Below are 15,574 nucleotides of genomic sequence, written 5' to 3'. Positions count from 1 at the left end.
CCCCACCGAGAACTCCGACATGACCAACATCCGCAAGCTGACCGACGCGCTGTCGGTCTCGCCGCAGATCGCGGCGGCCGACCTGCCCGCGCTTCACGCGGCGGGCATCCGCGCGATCATCTGCAACCGGCCCGACGGCGAAGGCGCCGACCAGCCGACCGTCACCGAGATCCGCGCGGCCGCCGCGCCGCTCGGCATCGACGTGCATTACCTGCCGGTCGATACCGGCAAGGTGACCGACGACCAGGCCGCGCAATTCGGCGCGCTGGTCGCGTCGCTCGACGGGCCCGTGCTCGCGTACTGCCGCAGCGGCACGCGCTCGGCCACGCTGTGGGCGCTGTCGCAGGCGGGGCTGCGTCCGCTGGACGACCTCGTCGCCACCGCCGGCGCGGCCGGCTACGACCTGAGCGCGCTTGCATCGCGTATCGCGCAGGACAGCCGCCAGAGCACGCCCGCCGTGGACGCACGGCACGACATCGTGATCGTCGGCGCGGGTGCCGCCGGCATCGCGGTCGCGTCGAGCCTGCTCGCGCGCGACGCGTCGCTCGACATCGCGGTGATCGATCCCGCCGACGTCCACTATTACCAGCCCGGCTGGACGATGGTCGGCGCGGGCGTGTTCCAGCCCGGGACCACCGCGCGGCCGATGACCGACGTGCTGCCGCGCAGCGTGCAGCGCATCCGCGCCGCGGTCGCGGGCTTCGAGCCCGACGCTCACGCGGTCGTGCTCGACGGCTGCCGGCGCATCGGCTATCGCAAGCTCGTCGTGTGCCCGGGGCTCAAGCTCGACTGGCACGCGATCGACGGCCTCGCCGACACGCTCGGCCGCAACGGCGTCACGTCGAACTACCGCTACGATCTCGCGCCGTACACGTGGGAACTCGTGCGCGCGTTCCGCGGCGGCAATGCGCTGTTCACGCAGCCGCCGATGCCGATCAAGTGCGCGGGCGCGCCGCAAAAGGCGATGTACCTGTCGTGCGATCACTGGCGGCGCACGGGGCGCCTCGACGCCGCGAACGTCGAATTCCTGAATGCGGGCGGCGCGCTGTTCGGCGTCGCCGACTACGTACCCGCGCTGATGGAGTACGTGAAAAGCTACGACATCGCGCTGTCGTTCGGCCACAACCTCGTCGCGATCGACGGGCCCGCGCGCCGCGCGACGTTCTCGCGCGCGCTGCCGGACGGCGGCAAGGAAACCGTCGAGCGGTCGTTCGACATGATCCACGTGGTGCCGCCGCAGAAGGCGCCCGACTTCGTGCGTGCGAGCCCGCTCGCCGACGCGGCCGGCTGGATCGACGTCGATCCGGCGACGCTGCGGCACAAGCAGTTTGCCGACATCTATGCGCTCGGCGACGTCACCAACACGACCAATGCGAAAACCGCCGCGGCCGCCCGCAAGCAGGCGCCCGTCGTCGCGCACAATCTGCTCGCGTCGCTCGGCCGCGCGCACGGCGACGCCGCCTACGACGGCTACGGCTCGTGCCCGCTCACCGTCGAGCGCGGCAAGATCGTGCTCGCTGAATTCCTGTACGGCGGCAAGGTCGCGCCGACCTTCCCCGCCTGGCTGATCGACGGCAAGCGCCCGTCGCGGCTCGCGTGGCTGCTCAAGGAGCGCGTGCTGCCGCCGCTCTACTGGAAGGCGATGCTCAAGGGCCGCGAATGGCTCGCGAAGCCCGCGATCGCAGGTTGACCGGAGCGCGATGACGTCATGCTGATTTCCCTCGTACTCGGCGGCTTCGTGGGCGCCGTGCTCGGCCTGACCGGCGCCGGCGGCGGCATTCTCGCGGTGCCCGCGCTCGTCGTCGGGATGAGCTGGCCGATGCAGCAGGCCACGCCCGTCGCGCTCGTCGCGGTGGCCGGCAGCGCCGCGCTCGGCGCGCTCGAAGGCTTTCGCCGCGGGCTCGTGCGCTACCGCGCGGCGTTGCTGATGGCCGTGGCCGGCGTGCCGCTGACCACCCTCGGCGTGCGGCTCGCGCACGTGCTGCCGCAGCGCCTGCTGCTCACGCTGTTCGCGCTGACGATGCTGGTCGTCGCCGGCCGCCTGCTGCGACAGGCGCTGCGGCGGGTCGCGGCGGATGCCGACGCGTCACCGCTGTGCGTCGGCCGCATCAATCCCGACACCGGCCGGCTCGTGTGGTCGTGGCCCGTGGGCGTCGCGCTGGCATCGACCGGCGCGGTCACCGGCCTGATGACGGGGTTGCTCGGCGTCGGCGGCGGCTTCGTGATCGTGCCGATGCTGCGCAAGTTCACGAACGTGTCGATGCACGGGGTGGTCGCGACGTCGCTGATGGTGATCGCGCTGGTCGGCACCGGCGGCGTGCTTGCGACGCTCGTGTCCGGCACGCGCGCGCCGCTCGACGTGACGCTGTGGTTCACCGTCGCGACCGCGCTCGGCATGGCCGCCGGCCGCGGCGCGTCGCGCCACCTCGCCGCGCGGCACGTGCAGGCCGGTTTCGCGGCCGTGCTTGTGTGCGTCGCGCTCGGGCTGCTGGCCAAGGCTGCGTTCGGCGGATAAACCCAGGCGACGTCACGCGCCGCCAAAACGAAACGCCCGGGCCGACTCGTCGTCGGCACCGGGCGTTTTTCATGACGGCCGCAATCGGCGCGTCAGGCCGCGAACCCCGCCATCCGCTTGCGTTCCTGACGCAGCATCACGAAGTTCGCGATCACGACGCCGGCCGTCACCGCGATGATGAACAGCGTCGCGAGCGCGTTCATCTCCGGGTTCAGCCCGAGGCGCACGCGCGAGAACACGACGAGCGGCAACGTCGTCGAGCCGGGGCCCGACAGGAACGCCGACAGCACGAGGTCGTCGATCGACAGCGTGAACGACAGCAGCCAGCCGGCGATCAGCGCCTGCGAGATCAGCGGCAGCGTGATCGTGAAGAACACCTTCAGCGGCGTCGCGCCGAGATCGAGCGCGGCCTCTTCCAGCGACGGGTTCAGCTCGCGCACGCGCGACTGCACGATGATCGCGACGTACGAGATGCACAGCATCACGTGGCCGAGCCAGATCGTGAACACGCCGCGCTCGGCCGGCCAGCCGATCCACTTCGCGAGCTCGATGAACAGCAGCAGCAGCGAGATCCCCTGGATCACCTCGGGAATCACGAGCGGCGCGTTGATCATCCCGCTGAACAGCGCGAAGCCGCGAAAGCGCCCCATCCGCGCGAGCACGAAGCCGGCCCACGTGCCGATGAACACCGACGCGAACGCGGTCAGCACGCCGATCTTCAGCGACAGCCACGCGGCCGTCAGCAGCTCGTCGTCCTCGGCGAGCGCCGCGTACCAGCGGAACGAGAAGCCCGACCACACGGTGACGAGCTTCGACTCGTTGAACGAATAGACGATCAGGCTGATGATCGGGACGTACAGGAACGCAAAGCCGACGAACAGCGCCGCGAACTGCAGGTAGCGATTCGGCTTCATCGACGCCCCCCCTGTTCCTTCGCCTGAAAGTGCTGGAACATCGCCATCGGCACGAGCAGCAGCAACACCATCGCACAGGTCACGGCCGACGCCATCGGCCAGTCCGCGTTGTTGAAGAACTCGTTCCACATCACGCGGCCGATCATCAGCGTATTCGCGCCGCCAAGCAGCTCCGGAATCACGTACTCGCCGACCGCCGGGATGAACACCAGCAGGCAGCCCGCGATGATCCCGTTCTTCGACAGCGGCAGCGTGATCTGCACGAACGCCTTCCACGGTTTCGCGCCGAGGTCGTACGCGGCTTCGAGCAGGCGCAGGTCCATCTTCACGAGGTGCGCGTAGAGCGGCATCACGAGGAACGGCAGGTACGAATACACCATCCCGATGTATACGGCGTAGTTGGTGCGGTACAGCTCGATCGGCGTATGCGTGACCCCGATCCACATCAGGAAGTTGTTCAGCAGGCCGTTGTTCTTCAGGATGCCGATCCACGCATACACGCGGATCAGGAACGACGTCCAGAACGGCAGCATCACGCCCATCATCAGCAGGTTGCGGGTGGCCGGGTTCGAGCGCGCGATGTAGTACGCCATCGGATAGCCGAGCAGCAGGCACAGCAGCGTCGTGATCGCGGCGACCCACACCGAGTTCACGTAGGTCGCGAAATACAGGCTGTCCGTGAACAGGAACGCGTAGTGCGACAGGTTCAGCGCGATGTGCACGACGCCGTCCGCGTACGACGCAAGCTCCGTATACGGCGGGATGCCGAGCTGCAGCTCCGCGAAGCTGATCTTCACGACCAGCACGAACGGCACGAGGAAGAACAGCACGAGCCACGTGAACGGCCCGGCGACGACCGCCGTCGCGCCCGTCAGGTTGAAGCGCCGCACCGGCCACTCGAGCAGGGACTTGAACGCGTTCATGACGTCAGCACCACGCCGGCGGTCGCGCTCCAGCGCACGTAGATCTCGTCGCCGAGCGCCGGCGTGTCGAGTTCCGAAATCGCGAGGCTCGACACGTTCGCGATCACCGTCTTGCCGCCATCGAGCTTCACGTGATACAGCGAATAGCCGCCCATGTACGCGACGTTGCTGATCCGGCCGCGCGCCCAGTTGAACGCGCCTTCGGGCGGCTTGCGCGTGAGCGCGATCCGCTCGGGGCGCACCGACACCGTGACCGGCATCCCGAGCGGGCCGGAGATGCCATGGCTCACGTACAGCCGGCTCGGCAGTTCCGGCGATTCGATGTACACGTGATCGGGTTCGTCCTCGACCGTCACGCCGTCGAACAGGTTCGTCGAGCCGATGAATTCGGCCGAGAAGCGGCTGTTCGGGTATTCGTACACTTCGTTCGGCGAGCCGATCTGCACGATCTGGCCTTCGCTCATCACCGCGAGGCGGTTCGCCATCGTCATCGCCTCTTCCTGATCGTGCGTGACCATGATGCAGGTGACGCCGACCTTGTTCAGGATGTTGACGAGCTCGATCTGCGTGCGCTGGCGGATTTGCTTGTCGAGCGCGGACATCGGCTCGTCGAGCAGCAGCAGCTTCGGGCGCTTGACCAGCGAACGCGCGAGCGCGACGCGCTGCTGCTGGCCGCCGGAGAGTTGATGCGGCTTGCGCTTCGCATACTTGCCCATCTGCACGAGTTCGAGCGCGGACGCGACGCGCGCCTTCAGCTCGGCCTTCGGCGTGCCTTCCTGCTTCAGCCCGAACGCGACGTTCGACTCGACCGACATGTGCGGGAACAGCGCATACGACTGGAACATCATGTTCACGGGCCGCTTGTACGGCGGCATCTGCGCGAGGTCCTCGCCGTCGATCAGGATCTTGCCCGACGTGACCGTCTCGAGGCCCGCGAGCATCCGCAGCAACGTCGACTTGCCGCAGCCCGAGCTGCCGAGCAGCGCGAACAGTTCGCCCTGGCGCACGGTCAGGTTGACGCTGCGCACGGCTTCGGTGTCGCCGAATTTCTTGACGACGTCGACGATCTGGACAAAGTTCTCGGCGCGCGCATCGGCGCCGGAGGAGGAAACGGAGAACGGCGCGCCCGCGACCGGCGCGCCCGACTGGCTATTCATGATGTGCTGCTTCTCTCCTGCGTTAGACGAACAAAGCCCCCGGGGGCACCAGGGGCTTCATGACTGCTGATTCACTTCGGCTCGCGTCAGCGGCCCGACTTCAGCTCGGTCCACAGACGCGTCTGCAGACGCTGGATTTCAGGCGGCAGCGGCTTGAGCAGGAACAGCGTCTTCACGACGTCGGCCGGCGGGTAGACGGCCGGGTCGTTCGCGACGTCGGGCCGCACGTACTTGCGTGCCTCGGCATTGGCGCTCGGGTAGTACACCGCGTTGGTGATCGCCGCGTGCACCTTCGGATCCTCGATGTAGTTGATCCACTGCAGCGCGGCTTCCTTGTTCTTCGCATCCTTCGGGATCGCCATCACGTCGAACCACACCGGCGCGCCGCCCTTCGGAATGTAGTACTCGACCTTGTACGGCTTCTTCGCCTCGATCGCGCGATGCTTCGCGATCACGACGTCGCCCGACCAGCCGAACGCGAAGCAGATGTCGCCGCCGACCAGGTCATTGATGTAGCCCGACGAGTTGAATTGCGTGATGTACGGACGGATCTTCTTCAGCACGTCCATCGCGGCCTTGTAGTCGGCCGGGTTCGTGCTCATCGGATCCTTGCCGATGTAGTGCAGCGTCGCCGCGAACATCTGGTCGGGCGCGTCGAGCACCGACACGCCGCAGGTCTTCAGCTTCGCGAGGTTTTCCGGCTTGAACAGGATGTCCCAGTTGTCGAGCGGCACCTTGCCGAGCGCCTGCTGCGCCTTCGTCAGGTTGTATGCGAGGCCGGTCGTACCGTACGCCCAGGGCACCGAGTACTTGTTGCCCGGGTCCGCGCCGGCGACGAGCGCCATCAGTTGCGGATCGAGGTACTTGAGGTTCGGCAGCTTCGACTTGTCGAGCGGCGCGAAGATGCCGGCGGCGATCTGCTTGCCCGCGTAGTTGCTGGTCGGCACGACGATGTCGTAGCCCGAGCTGCCCGTCAGCAGCTTCGCCTGCAGCGTGTCGTCGCTGTCGTAGTTGTCGTAGCGGACCTTGACGCCCGTCTGCTTCTCGAAGTTCGGGATCGTGTCCTTCGCAATGTAGTCCGACCAGTTATAGACATTGAGCTGCGTATCCTTCGCCGCTGCCGCCGATGCACCCACGCACAGCGCGAGCGCTGCGAACCGGCCCACTACCTTTGCTTTCATCCCGTTCTCCCTCCGGCCGGACGCACTGCCCGGCTGCCGTCTGCCTCGTCATGGCGGCGCATTCGGGCGCGCCGCCCCTCGAAAACCCCGAAAACTACCATCATTCGCGCCCCGTCACAAAAAAATCATGCCGGTGTCGCGCAAACGGAACAGATTACCGCCGCCGGCCCGTCGGGCCGCCCGCGCGGCGGGGCGTTCCGGGGGAATTCTATCGGGTAATCGACGGCTGTCCACCCGGAAAAACGGACAGCGGCGAACCGGCGTTCGCATGCCCGGCGTGCCCGCCCGGCGCCCGCAGGCAACGCCCGGCCGTACTGTCCCGCTGCCGCGCCGGGACAGCATGCCGGCGCGAGCGTCCGGCCGGGCCGCCGCGATGCATTAAAATGGCGGCTGACGATTCAACTGCGCGAACCCTCCCGATGGCCTCCAATCTTCACGACCTCCCCGACAGCCCTTGCATCGGCGTGTGCTCGACGCTCTTCGACGAAGTCTGTAAGGGCTGCGGCCGCACGGCCGCCGAAGTGTCGAACTGGGTGTTCCTGAGCGACGACGAAAAGCGCGCGGTGTGGGAACGCATCACGCGCGAAGGCACCGCGATGCGCTTCCAGTACGACAAGCTCTAAAGCGTCCCGCGTCGGCGCAGGCCGACGCGATGCGAACGATCGGGCAGCGCCGTCCGCTCACACGCCGCTCGCTCGCCCCCCGGCCGACTTCATCCGGCCAGCCTCCCTGCCCGCCTTCGCTGTTACACCGCCGCGCACCGACGCGACACCTTCCCTCTCTCCCCGCTGCCGACGTACGCGACGGCCGCAATGACGGCACGCGTCCGCCGTCCCGAGCCGCCAATGCCGACCGCTCGGTGCGAACCGTTGGGCACTTCGTTCGTCAACATCGTCGGCGCACGTCGATTCCATATCGCTTCATCGTCGCCGAAGTTTAAAAATATCTGATCTGACATTCTTAACAATTAAAACACCGGTTTTCCGCACGAGAATCGAATTCCCTTCCCGACCAAAACCAGAAATCTCATAAAAAATATCCTCAAAAATTTGTACAAGTCCGATTTCTTTTCGGAAATCGAGTTGATAAATTTCCTCCGCTCATCGGAAATAACCGCGAGCAAGTTTCATTTCATTAATCCAGACAAACCCGGATCGCCGAATCCATTTTCGGCATTCCGGATTGCCACCAGGAACACGTCCAGATGAAATTCGTTAAGATGACGAACTAGGCCTCGCGCCTCGTGATTGCAGGCCTGCTCGCATGGGGCACCACCGCGGCTTTCGCCGACACGTTCGACGTCAAGGTCACCGGCACGGTGAAGCCCGGCGCGTGCACGCCGACGCTGGCCGGCGGCGGCACGTTCGATTACGGGCTGATCGGCTCGGCCCAACTCAGCCCGACCGCGCCCACGCTGCTCGCGATCCTGTCGGATTCGATCACGATCACCTGCGACGCCGCCGCGCGCGTCGCATTGACGGCGCAGGATAATCGCGCCGGCACCGGCGCCCTTTCCGGCAATATCAATTTCTTCGGCATGTCGAAATCGGATAATGTTCAATTCGGCCTCGGCACGGCCAGCGGCAAGAATATCGGCGGCTTTGCATTCCGTTTCCGGAAGAATTCGTTCCAGGCCGACGGCGCGGCCGTCGATTCGATTTATTCGAGCACCAAGGGCACCACCTGGACGGCTTCCGACGGCGTGGTCGACAACACCGGCGGCTACGAGTCGTGGGCCAAGAAAGGCCAGACCGTGCCGGTCGCGGCGAAGGTGTTCTCCGGCACGCTCGACGTGCAGGCCGCGATCGACAAGACGTCGAATCTCGACCTCAGCCAGGAAATCAATCTCGACGGCCTCGCCACCGTGTCCCTCGTGTACCTGTAATGCCGGTACGCGTCGTGCCATTGATTGACTCGATCGCCTGACAGGCGTCGACCGCGCCGCCGCTTCGCGAAGCGGCGGCGCGACACACGCTTGCGCCAACTGCCAGCCGGTTCCATGACCCTCCCAGCCCTCCATTTCCCGCGGTTTTTCCCGCTCGCCCTGCTCGCCGGTTGCCTGCTCGGCCCGGCCGCCGTTCACGCGATGGGCGTCGTGCCCGAAACGTCGGTCGTGATCGTCGACGAAGCCGACGGCGAAGGCACGATCTCGGTCAAGAACACCGACGATCACCCGACGCTGCTGCATACGACGATCGAACCGATTCCCGAAGACGACGCCGTGCTCGTGGTCGTGACCCCGCCGATCGCGCGAGTCGAAGGCGGTGCGGTGCAGCTCGTCCGGTTCGTCCTCGCCAGCGACGCACCGCTCGCCACACAGCGCCTCGCCCGCGCGTCGTTCTCGGGCATTCCGCCGCAGCGTCCGGGCCGCAACGAGATCCGGACGATCATCCGCCAGAACCTGCCCGTGCTGATCCAGCCGCGCGATCTCGCGCGCAACGACGCACCGTGGACGTTGTTGAAGTGGTCGGTCGAAGGCGGCGAACTGGTCGTGCGCAACGACAGTCGCTACGTGGTACGCCTCGAACAGAAAGTGCAGCTGCTTCCGACCCGGCAGATCGTGTCGCTGCCGGCGCCGTACGTGCTGGCCGGGCAAACCCGCCGGATCGCGCTCGCCGAGCGTCCCGCAACGCTCGAACAGGTACGAATCTTCCCGGCCACCGTCTACGGCTACTCGGTCGATCACTACGACGCGGCGCTCGCGCCCCGTGCGGCCGATGCGGCCTCGCACCGGTAGACCGCACGGCATCGTTTTCGGACCGTCCATGTCGCGCACCGCTCATCGCCGAAACGCACTGCTCGCGCTCGGGCTGTACGTCGGCGCGGGCAGCGCGCCGTGCGCCGCGCCGGCCGGCCCCGCACACCCGTCGACCGACGCGCTCGAATTCGACGCAGGCGCGTTGCGCGAGCACGGTATCGACGCCACGACCAGCCGCTATTTCGCGCACGCACCGCGCTTCATGCCGGGTCTCTCGGCCGTCCGGCTGACGGTCAACGGCCGGCGCGCCGGCCGTGCCGATGCGCGTTTCGACACCGACGGCAACCTGTGCGTCACGCCCGAGCTGTTGCGTGCGGCCGGCCTTGTCGCGCCCGACACGTTCCGCGACGCGACCGCCTGCCACGATTACCGGCGCGCGTATCCGCAGGCGATCGTCACGTTGCGCCCGGCCGACGGCGCGATCGATTTCGTCGTACCGGCCGACGCCCTCGATACGCGCCCGCGCACGCCGGATACGTTCGCACGCGGCGGTCTCGCCGGCCTGGTCAACTACGACGTGCTTGCGATGACGACACGCAATCCGGCCGGCACGTCGCAGTACTGGCAGGCCGCGACCGAGGCCGGATTCAACGCATCGGACTGGATCGTGCGCAGCAGCCAGATCGTCACGTCGGTGGACGGCCGCATGGGCGTCGAGCATCAGGCGGCATACGCGCAGCGCACCTTCGCCGCGCGCGGCACGACGCTGCAGGCCGGGCAGATCGTTCCACAATCGACGTTGTTCACGGTGGGCCGGATGTTCGGCGTGCAGGCGTTTCCCGACGAAGCGCTGGCCGCCGCGCCCGGCGCCGCTGCCCGGGTGACCGGGATCGCCCGGACGCAGGCACGCGTGGAGGTGCGCCAGCTCGGCGTGCTGATCCACGCGTCGCAGGTGCCGCCCGGACCGTTTTCGCTGGGCGACCTGCCGCTCGTCAGCGGCGCCGCGGATCTCGACGTGACGGTGGTCGAGGCAACCGGCGGCGTTCAGCACTTCGTCGTGCCGGGCGCGTCGCTGCCCGGCGCCGGGCTCGCGGCGGCGCAAGGGCTGGCGATCGCCGTCGGCCGCCTGCAGAACGACGGATACGCGCAAGCGCCGTGGCTCGCGACCGCCACGCGCGGCTGGCAGATCCGGCAGCGTGCGCGGCTGAGCGCCGGCATCCTCGCGTCGTCGCCGTTGCAGTCGGGCGCCGCGCGCGTCGAATTCGCGCCGCTTGCCGGGCTCGGTGCGGCCGTCGGCATCGACGTCAGCCGCACCGCCGCCCGACGCGGCACCCAGGCCCGCATCGCATTGGCGAACACGCTCGACACGGCGCTGCGCGCCAGTCTGTCGTTCGTGCGGCGCACGCCCGGATACCGGGAGCTGACCGACGCCGTCCGGTCGCTGGACGCCTTCACGCCACCCTCGCATACCCAGTTCGCGACCACACTCGGCTGGCACGATCGCGCACTCGGCGCGCTGTCGTTCGATTACACGCGCGTCGGGCTGTTCGACGGCCCCGCGCTGCAGCGCGTGTCCGGCACGTGGACGCGTCCGTTCGGACGCGCATCGGTCGCGCTGAACGTGAACCGCACGCTCGGCAGCCGCGGCGCGGGCGGCACCCAGGTCTACGTGAACATGAGCGTGCCGATCGGCCGTCGCAACGTCGGCACCTATGCGAACCTCGACGGCCATGCGGTGCGTTCCGGCGCACGCTACGCCGACACGTTCGGCCGTACCGGCCACTACAGCGTCGCGGCCGACTACGACACCGCGAGCCGGTCGCCGTCGATCCGTGCGAGCGTCAGCGCGACGCCGAACCATGCGCGCGCCACCGTCAACGCGGGCGTGTTCGGCGCCGGCCGCTCGATGCTCAGCGTCAACCTGCGCGGCGCGCTCGCGTGGATCGATGGCGCCGGCATGCTGTCGCCGTATGCGATTCGCGACACGTTCGCGCTCGCGCGCGTCCGCGAACAGCCGGGCATCGAACTCGCGACGCCGTCCGGCCCGGTCTGGACCGATCGGCGCGGCCGGGCCGTCATCGCGTCGCTGCCCGCATACGCGCAAACCTTCATCCGGATCAGGACGAAAGACCTGCCGCGCAATATCGATCTGAAGAACGGCATGCAGACCGTCGAAGCAGGTCGCGGCTCGGTGAGCCGTGTCGAATTCGCCGTCGAGACGACGCGGCGCGTGTTGCTGACCGTGACGCAAGCGAACGGCGCGGCGTTGCCGGTGCTGTCGACCGTCATCGACGACGACGACCGGTTCGTGACCGTATCCGCGAGCGCGGGCAAGCTGCTGCTCGCGGGCGCGCAGTTGAGCATGCCGCTGCGCGTCGTGCTGCCGGACGGCCAGCACTGTCGGCTGACGATCGCACTGCCGGACCGGCCGCCCGTCACGACGCGCTACTACGAGCGGGCCGACGCGCGCTGCGAGCCGGAACCCGATACCGCCCGCGACGCCCGCACATAAAAAAAGCGGCATGCCGACCGCCATGCCGCCAACCCCAACTCTGTTCTTGTTCCGTCGCGTCTAGAACTTCATCCCGACGCCCACGCCGACGATCAGCGGATCGATGTGCAGCGTGCCGATGCCCTTGTCGCCCAGCGTCGCATCGGTGCTCATCCAGATCTTCTTCACGTCGACGTTCATGAACACCTTCTTCGTCAGCTGCACGTCCACGCCGAACTGCAGCGCGGGGCCGAAGCTGCTCTTGTTGATCGACACGCCCTCACCGCCGACGTTGAGCCCGTTGTTGTAGAAATACGTGTAGTTCAACCCGGCGCCGACGTACGGGCGCACCTTGCCCGCATGGTTGAAGTGATACTGCAGCAGCAGTGTCGGCGGCAGCACGCCCACGCCGCCGAGATTGCCGAGACTCGACGTCAACTGATGCCGCGACGTGCCGAGGATCAGCTCGACGCCGAGGTAGTCGCGGATCATGTACGTGAAGTCGAGCTCGGGCACGATCGCGTTGTTCACGCCCGTGTTGATCGCGCCGAGCGTGTCGCTCGCGCGCTCGTTCGGCTGGATGCTGATCGCGCGAAGCCGAACCAGTACGTCACCCTGATGGATGCCGTCGCCCGGCGACGCCGCGTGCGACAGCGACGGCATCGCGATGGTGGCCGCGACGGCGGCAGCGGTGACACAAGTTCGAATCGTTTTATGCATGGTACGGACCCCCAAAGAATGGTTTCCATTCTCCCTGTAGGGTCTTTTCGTCATCTTGATATTGGTCAAGCCAGCGTAAACGTGGGACGGTTTGCCGCAGGCTCGGTCGCACTGCCCGTCAGCAGCAGGTCGAGCAGATCGCGCACACTGCGGATCGCGCGGCCGAACGGCAACGCCTCCCGGCCGCGGAAGAACAGCCCGTTCGCGACATCGCCGCGCAGCGCGGCCGCGAGCCGCGTATCGATGCAGAAGTGGCCGAATTTCTCGATGCCGTCGCGCAAGCCGCATACGCTCAGGCATTCGAGCGCGGTCGGGCAGCGCTGCTTCAGCGCGCCGAGCTTGGTGCGAATGCGTGTCTCGTTGCGCAGGTAACGATCGAGCCACGGCGTCTTCACCGCGCGTGCCGGCAGCCCCGTCACGCTGACGAATTCGACGATGTCGTCGGGCGTCGCATCGGCGAGCACGCGCTTGAAATGCGGATGCGCATCGCCTTCCTCGGTCACCGCGAACGGCGTCCCGACCTGCACGCCGTCCGCGCCCGCCGCGAACGCCGCGCGCACCGTATCGTGACTGTTGATCCCGCCGGCCACGATCAGCGGGATCGTGTCGCGGGCGATGCCGAGCGACGCCATCACCTGCGCGGTCTCGTCGAGCACGCGCGCGAAATCGAAACGAGCGTCGTGCATGTCGTCGATCTGCGTGACGCCGAGGTGGCCGCCCGCGTGCGCCGGATGCTCGATCACGATCGCGTCGGGCAGGCGCCCCTTCTTCATCCACTTCTTCAGCACCAGCGCGATCCCGCGGCTGTCCGACAGGATCGGGATCAGCGCGATGTCGTGCCCGTGCGTGAGGTCGGGCAAGTCGAGCGGCAGACCCGCGCCCATCACGATCGCGTCGGCGCCCTCGTCGCACGCGACCCGCACGTAGTCCGCATGCGCGCTCACCGCCTTCATCACGTTGACCGCGATCATCCCGCGCCCTTCGCTGTACGTTTTCGCGAGACGGATCTCGCGCGCGAGCGCGTCGAGGTTCGCCGCTTCGAGCGTCGCGCGATCGGGTTGCGCGCGGCAACGCTCGAGCAAATCCGCGTGATGGTGGCGCAGGTCGATGCTCGCGATCGTGCCGACCGCGCCTTCGCGCGCGACGCTGCCCGCCAGCCGGTGCGCGGAGATGCCGACGCCCATGCCGCCCTGCACGACGGGCAGCAAGGTGCGGCCGCGAATCGTCAGCGGCGGAAAGGAAGTGCGTACGGTCATCTGAAACCTCGTCGGAACATCGGAACCGCGATGATCGACGATCCACCGCCGCGCACCTTGACGGCCGTCAATAAAAAAACGGCACGCGAACGTGCCGTCTCCGGTTCGGGCCGCGCGCGGCGCTCAGGCCGGCTTGGCCGGCTTCAACTGCATCGACTTGTATTCGAGATACTCTTCGAGCCCGTACACGCCGTTCTCGCGGCCGTGCCCGGACTGCTTGAAGCCGCCGAACGGCGCGGCGCCGTTCCACGTGCCGCCGTTGATGTCGACCTGCCCGGTGCGGATGCGGCGCGCAACGCGCATCGCGCGTTCGTCGCTGCCGGCCCACACCGCGCCGCCGAGCCCGTACGGCGAATCGTTCGCGATCCGCACGGCTTCGTCTTCATCGCGATACGTGATGATCGATAGCACCGGCCCGAAGATCTCTTCCTGCGCGATCATCGATTTCGGATCGACGCGGCCGAACACGGTCGGCTTCACGAAGAAGCCCTTCGCGAGCCCTTCCGGCAACCCGGTGCCGCCCGTCACGAGTTCCGCGCCTTCGTCGATCCCGCGCTGGATGTAGGCCTGCACGCGCTGCTGCTGCACGGCCGACGCCAGCGCGCCGAGGCGCGTCGCCTCCTGCCGCGGGTCGCCCGCGACGTACGTTTCGGCCACGGCCTTCGCGATCTCGCGCGCTTCGTCGTAGCGAGCTTCCGGCACCAGCATCCGCGTATGCGCGGAGCAGGTCTGGCCGGCGTTCAGGTAGCACGCGTTGACGGTGCCCTTCACCGCCGTCGCGAAATCGGCGTCGTCGAGGATCACCGATGCCGACTTGCCGCCGAGCTCCAGCGCGACGCGCTTGACGCCCGCGGCCGCCAGTTCGGCCACGCGCTTGCCCGCGCGCGTCGAGCCGGTGAACGACACCATGTCGACGTCCGGGTCGGTCGCCAACACCTCGCCGACGACCGGGCCATACCCGCACACGAGGTTGAACACGCCGGCCGGCAGCCCGGCCTCGTGGATCGCTTCGGCGAGCATGAACGCGTTGAGCGGCGCGACTTCGGACGGCTTCAGCACCACCGTGCAGCCGGCCGCGAGCGCCGGCGCGACCTTCAGCGTGATCTGGTTGAGCGGGTAGTTCCACGGCGTGATCGCCGCGACGACGCCGACCGGCTCGCGCACCACCAGCGAATTGCCGACCCGGGCCTCGAATTCGAACGATTCGGCGAGCTTCGCGTACGCCTTCCAGTTGTAGATCGGGCCGCCGACCTGGATCGCGCGCGACAGCTTGATCGGCATGCCGACTTCGCCGGTGATCGACTGCGCGAGTTCCTCGCTGCGCGCCTGCAGATGCTCGACGATCTTGCGCAGATAACCCGCGCGCGTCGCGGCCGGCGTGGCCGCCCACGCGTCGAAGGCCGCGCGCGCCGCGCGGATCGCGTCCTGTGCGTCGGACGCGACGCCCTCGGGAATCCGGCCGATCACGGCTTCGGTGCCCGAGTCGATCACGTCGATCGTGCCGGTGCCGGCCGGTTTGCGCCATGCGCCGTCGATGTAGAACTGGTCGTAGATTTTCATCGTGTTCCGCCTCCAGGGAAGCCGCCATTCTAGCGAGCGTTTCGGTGACGGGTGTGACGAATGACAGCGATTCGAAAGGACCGGCGCCCCGTCGCCCCGTCGCCCCGTCGCGCCGGTGCTCCGCCGCCCGCCGCACACGGCCGGCGCGGCATCCGTCGG

General features: G+C 67.7%; 13 protein-coding genes. 6 read left to right on the top strand and 7 right to left on the bottom strand.

Annotated elements, in window-relative coordinates; translation table 11 throughout:
* Positions 1 to 19 precede the first annotated feature (19 nt).
* Together H0X95_RS21580 and H0X95_RS21575 are read left to right on the top strand one after the other, a co-directional pair.
* Positions 20 to 1,690, top strand: a complete 1,671-nt coding sequence (locus tag H0X95_RS21580; RefSeq protein ID WP_058901495.1) for a bifunctional protein tyrosine phosphatase family protein/NAD(P)/FAD-dependent oxidoreductase — start codon at positions 20 to 22, stop codon at positions 1,688 to 1,690.
* Between the two features lie 18 nt (positions 1,691 to 1,708).
* Positions 1,709 to 2,515 carry a sulfite exporter TauE/SafE family protein gene (locus H0X95_RS21575; RefSeq protein WP_059723798.1) on the top strand — a complete coding sequence of 269 codons (807 nt, stop codon included), beginning with the start codon at positions 1,709 to 1,711 and terminating at the stop codon, positions 2,513 to 2,515.
* A 92-nt stretch (positions 2,516 to 2,607) separates the two neighbouring features.
* Here the strand turns inward: H0X95_RS21575 and H0X95_RS21570 are convergent, their stop codons facing one another.
* The 4 genes from H0X95_RS21570 to H0X95_RS21555 all read right to left on the bottom strand — a co-directional run bounded on the left by H0X95_RS21570 (position 2,608) and on the right by H0X95_RS21555 (position 6,690).
* A complete protein-coding gene (locus H0X95_RS21570; RefSeq protein WP_006497202.1) occupies positions 2,608 to 3,429 on the bottom strand; it encodes an ABC transporter permease subunit in 822 nt (273 codons plus the stop codon).
* Positions 3,426 to 4,352, bottom strand: coding sequence for an ABC transporter permease subunit (locus H0X95_RS21565; protein WP_059723800.1), 927 nt, complete (start codon positions 4,350 to 4,352; stop codon positions 3,426 to 3,428). Before H0X95_RS21565 ends, H0X95_RS21570 begins: the two co-directional genes overlap by 4 nt.
* Complete coding sequence (locus H0X95_RS21560; protein WP_006488129.1) at positions 4,349 to 5,509, bottom strand: ABC transporter ATP-binding protein; 1,161 nt, start codon at positions 5,507 to 5,509, stop codon at positions 4,349 to 4,351. The genes H0X95_RS21565 and H0X95_RS21560 overlap by 4 nt, the downstream gene beginning before the upstream one ends.
* 86 nt (positions 5,510 to 5,595) lie before the next feature.
* Positions 5,596 to 6,690 carry a polyamine ABC transporter substrate-binding protein gene (locus H0X95_RS21555; RefSeq protein WP_006497200.1) on the bottom strand — a complete coding sequence of 365 codons (1,095 nt, stop codon included), beginning with the start codon at positions 6,688 to 6,690 and terminating at the stop codon, positions 5,596 to 5,598.
* A 419-nt stretch (positions 6,691 to 7,109) separates the two neighbouring features.
* On the opposite strand from H0X95_RS21555, the gene H0X95_RS21550 reads away from it, so the two are divergent.
* From H0X95_RS21550 to H0X95_RS21535, 4 genes are all read left to right on the top strand, one after another.
* Complete coding sequence (locus H0X95_RS21550; protein ID WP_006493160.1) at positions 7,110 to 7,313, top strand: DUF1289 domain-containing protein; 204 nt, start codon at positions 7,110 to 7,112, stop codon at positions 7,311 to 7,313.
* Positions 7,314 to 7,933: 620 nt separating this feature from the next.
* Positions 7,934 to 8,575 (top strand): DUF1120 domain-containing protein, encoded by a 642-nt coding sequence (locus H0X95_RS21545; RefSeq protein WP_227746350.1) that lies wholly within the window; start codon positions 7,934 to 7,936, stop codon positions 8,573 to 8,575.
* Positions 8,576 to 8,689: 114 nt separating this feature from the next.
* On the top strand, positions 8,690 to 9,427 hold the full coding sequence (locus H0X95_RS21540; protein WP_006488154.1) for a fimbria/pilus chaperone family protein: 738 nt from the start codon (positions 8,690 to 8,692) through the stop codon (positions 9,425 to 9,427).
* Positions 9,428 to 9,455: 28 nt separating this feature from the next.
* Positions 9,456 to 11,900, top strand: a complete 2,445-nt coding sequence (locus H0X95_RS21535) for a fimbria/pilus outer membrane usher protein (protein WP_125333290.1) — start codon at positions 9,456 to 9,458, stop codon at positions 11,898 to 11,900.
* 60 nt (positions 11,901 to 11,960) lie between these two features.
* Here the strand turns inward: H0X95_RS21535 and H0X95_RS21530 are convergent, their stop codons facing one another.
* The 3 genes from H0X95_RS21530 to H0X95_RS21520 all read right to left on the bottom strand — a co-directional run bounded on the left by H0X95_RS21530 (position 11,961) and on the right by H0X95_RS21520 (position 15,415).
* A complete protein-coding gene (locus H0X95_RS21530) occupies positions 11,961 to 12,599 on the bottom strand; it encodes an OmpW/AlkL family protein (RefSeq protein ID WP_006488120.1) in 639 nt (212 codons plus the stop codon).
* 65 nt (positions 12,600 to 12,664) lie between these two features.
* Positions 12,665 to 13,855: an NAD(P)H-dependent flavin oxidoreductase gene (locus tag H0X95_RS21525; RefSeq protein ID WP_006488150.1), complete on the bottom strand. Its 1,191-nt coding sequence runs from the start codon at positions 13,853 to 13,855 to the stop codon at positions 12,665 to 12,667.
* Between the two features lie 123 nt (positions 13,856 to 13,978).
* Positions 13,979 to 15,415: an aldehyde dehydrogenase family protein gene (locus H0X95_RS21520; protein ID WP_059723802.1), complete on the bottom strand. Its 1,437-nt coding sequence runs from the start codon at positions 15,413 to 15,415 to the stop codon at positions 13,979 to 13,981.
* Between the last annotated feature and the right edge of the window lie 159 nt (positions 15,416 to 15,574).

The organism is Burkholderia sp. 9779_493 (assembly GCF_015712215.1).
Taxonomy (GTDB): Bacteria; Pseudomonadota; Gammaproteobacteria; order Burkholderiales; family Burkholderiaceae; genus Burkholderia; species Burkholderia cenocepacia.
Note: the sequence above shows the minus strand (reverse complement) of the source record. Positions and strands in the feature narration are given on the sequence as shown.

Excerpts from the sequence above, each read along its gene's own strand:
- H0X95_RS21580 (WP_058901495.1), top strand. The coding sequence starts at position 20 with ATGACCAACATCCGCAAGCTGACCGACGCGCTGTCGGTCTCGCCGCAG.
- H0X95_RS21575 (WP_059723798.1), top strand. The coding sequence starts at position 1,709 with ATGCTGATTTCCCTCGTACTCGGCGGCTTCGTGGGCGCCGTGCTCGGC.
- H0X95_RS21570 (WP_006497202.1), bottom strand. The coding sequence starts at position 3,429 with ATGAAGCCGAATCGCTACCTGCAGTTCGCGGCGCTGTTCGTCGGCTTT.
- H0X95_RS21565 (WP_059723800.1), bottom strand. The coding sequence starts at position 4,352 with ATGAACGCGTTCAAGTCCCTGCTCGAGTGGCCGGTGCGGCGCTTCAAC.
- H0X95_RS21560 (WP_006488129.1), bottom strand. The coding sequence starts at position 5,509 with ATGAATAGCCAGTCGGGCGCGCCGGTCGCGGGCGCGCCGTTCTCCGTT.
- H0X95_RS21555 (WP_006497200.1), bottom strand. The coding sequence starts at position 6,690 with ATGAAAGCAAAGGTAGTGGGCCGGTTCGCAGCGCTCGCGCTGTGCGTG.
- H0X95_RS21550 (WP_006493160.1), top strand. The coding sequence starts at position 7,110 with ATGGCCTCCAATCTTCACGACCTCCCCGACAGCCCTTGCATCGGCGTG.
- H0X95_RS21540 (WP_006488154.1), top strand. The coding sequence starts at position 8,690 with ATGACCCTCCCAGCCCTCCATTTCCCGCGGTTTTTCCCGCTCGCCCTG.
- H0X95_RS21535 (WP_125333290.1), top strand. The coding sequence starts at position 9,456 with ATGTCGCGCACCGCTCATCGCCGAAACGCACTGCTCGCGCTCGGGCTG.
- H0X95_RS21530 (WP_006488120.1), bottom strand. The coding sequence starts at position 12,599 with ATGCATAAAACGATTCGAACTTGTGTCACCGCTGCCGCCGTCGCGGCC.
- H0X95_RS21525 (WP_006488150.1), bottom strand. The coding sequence starts at position 13,855 with ATGACCGTACGCACTTCCTTTCCGCCGCTGACGATTCGCGGCCGCACC.
- H0X95_RS21520 (WP_059723802.1), bottom strand. The coding sequence starts at position 15,415 with ATGAAAATCTACGACCAGTTCTACATCGACGGCGCATGGCGCAAACCG.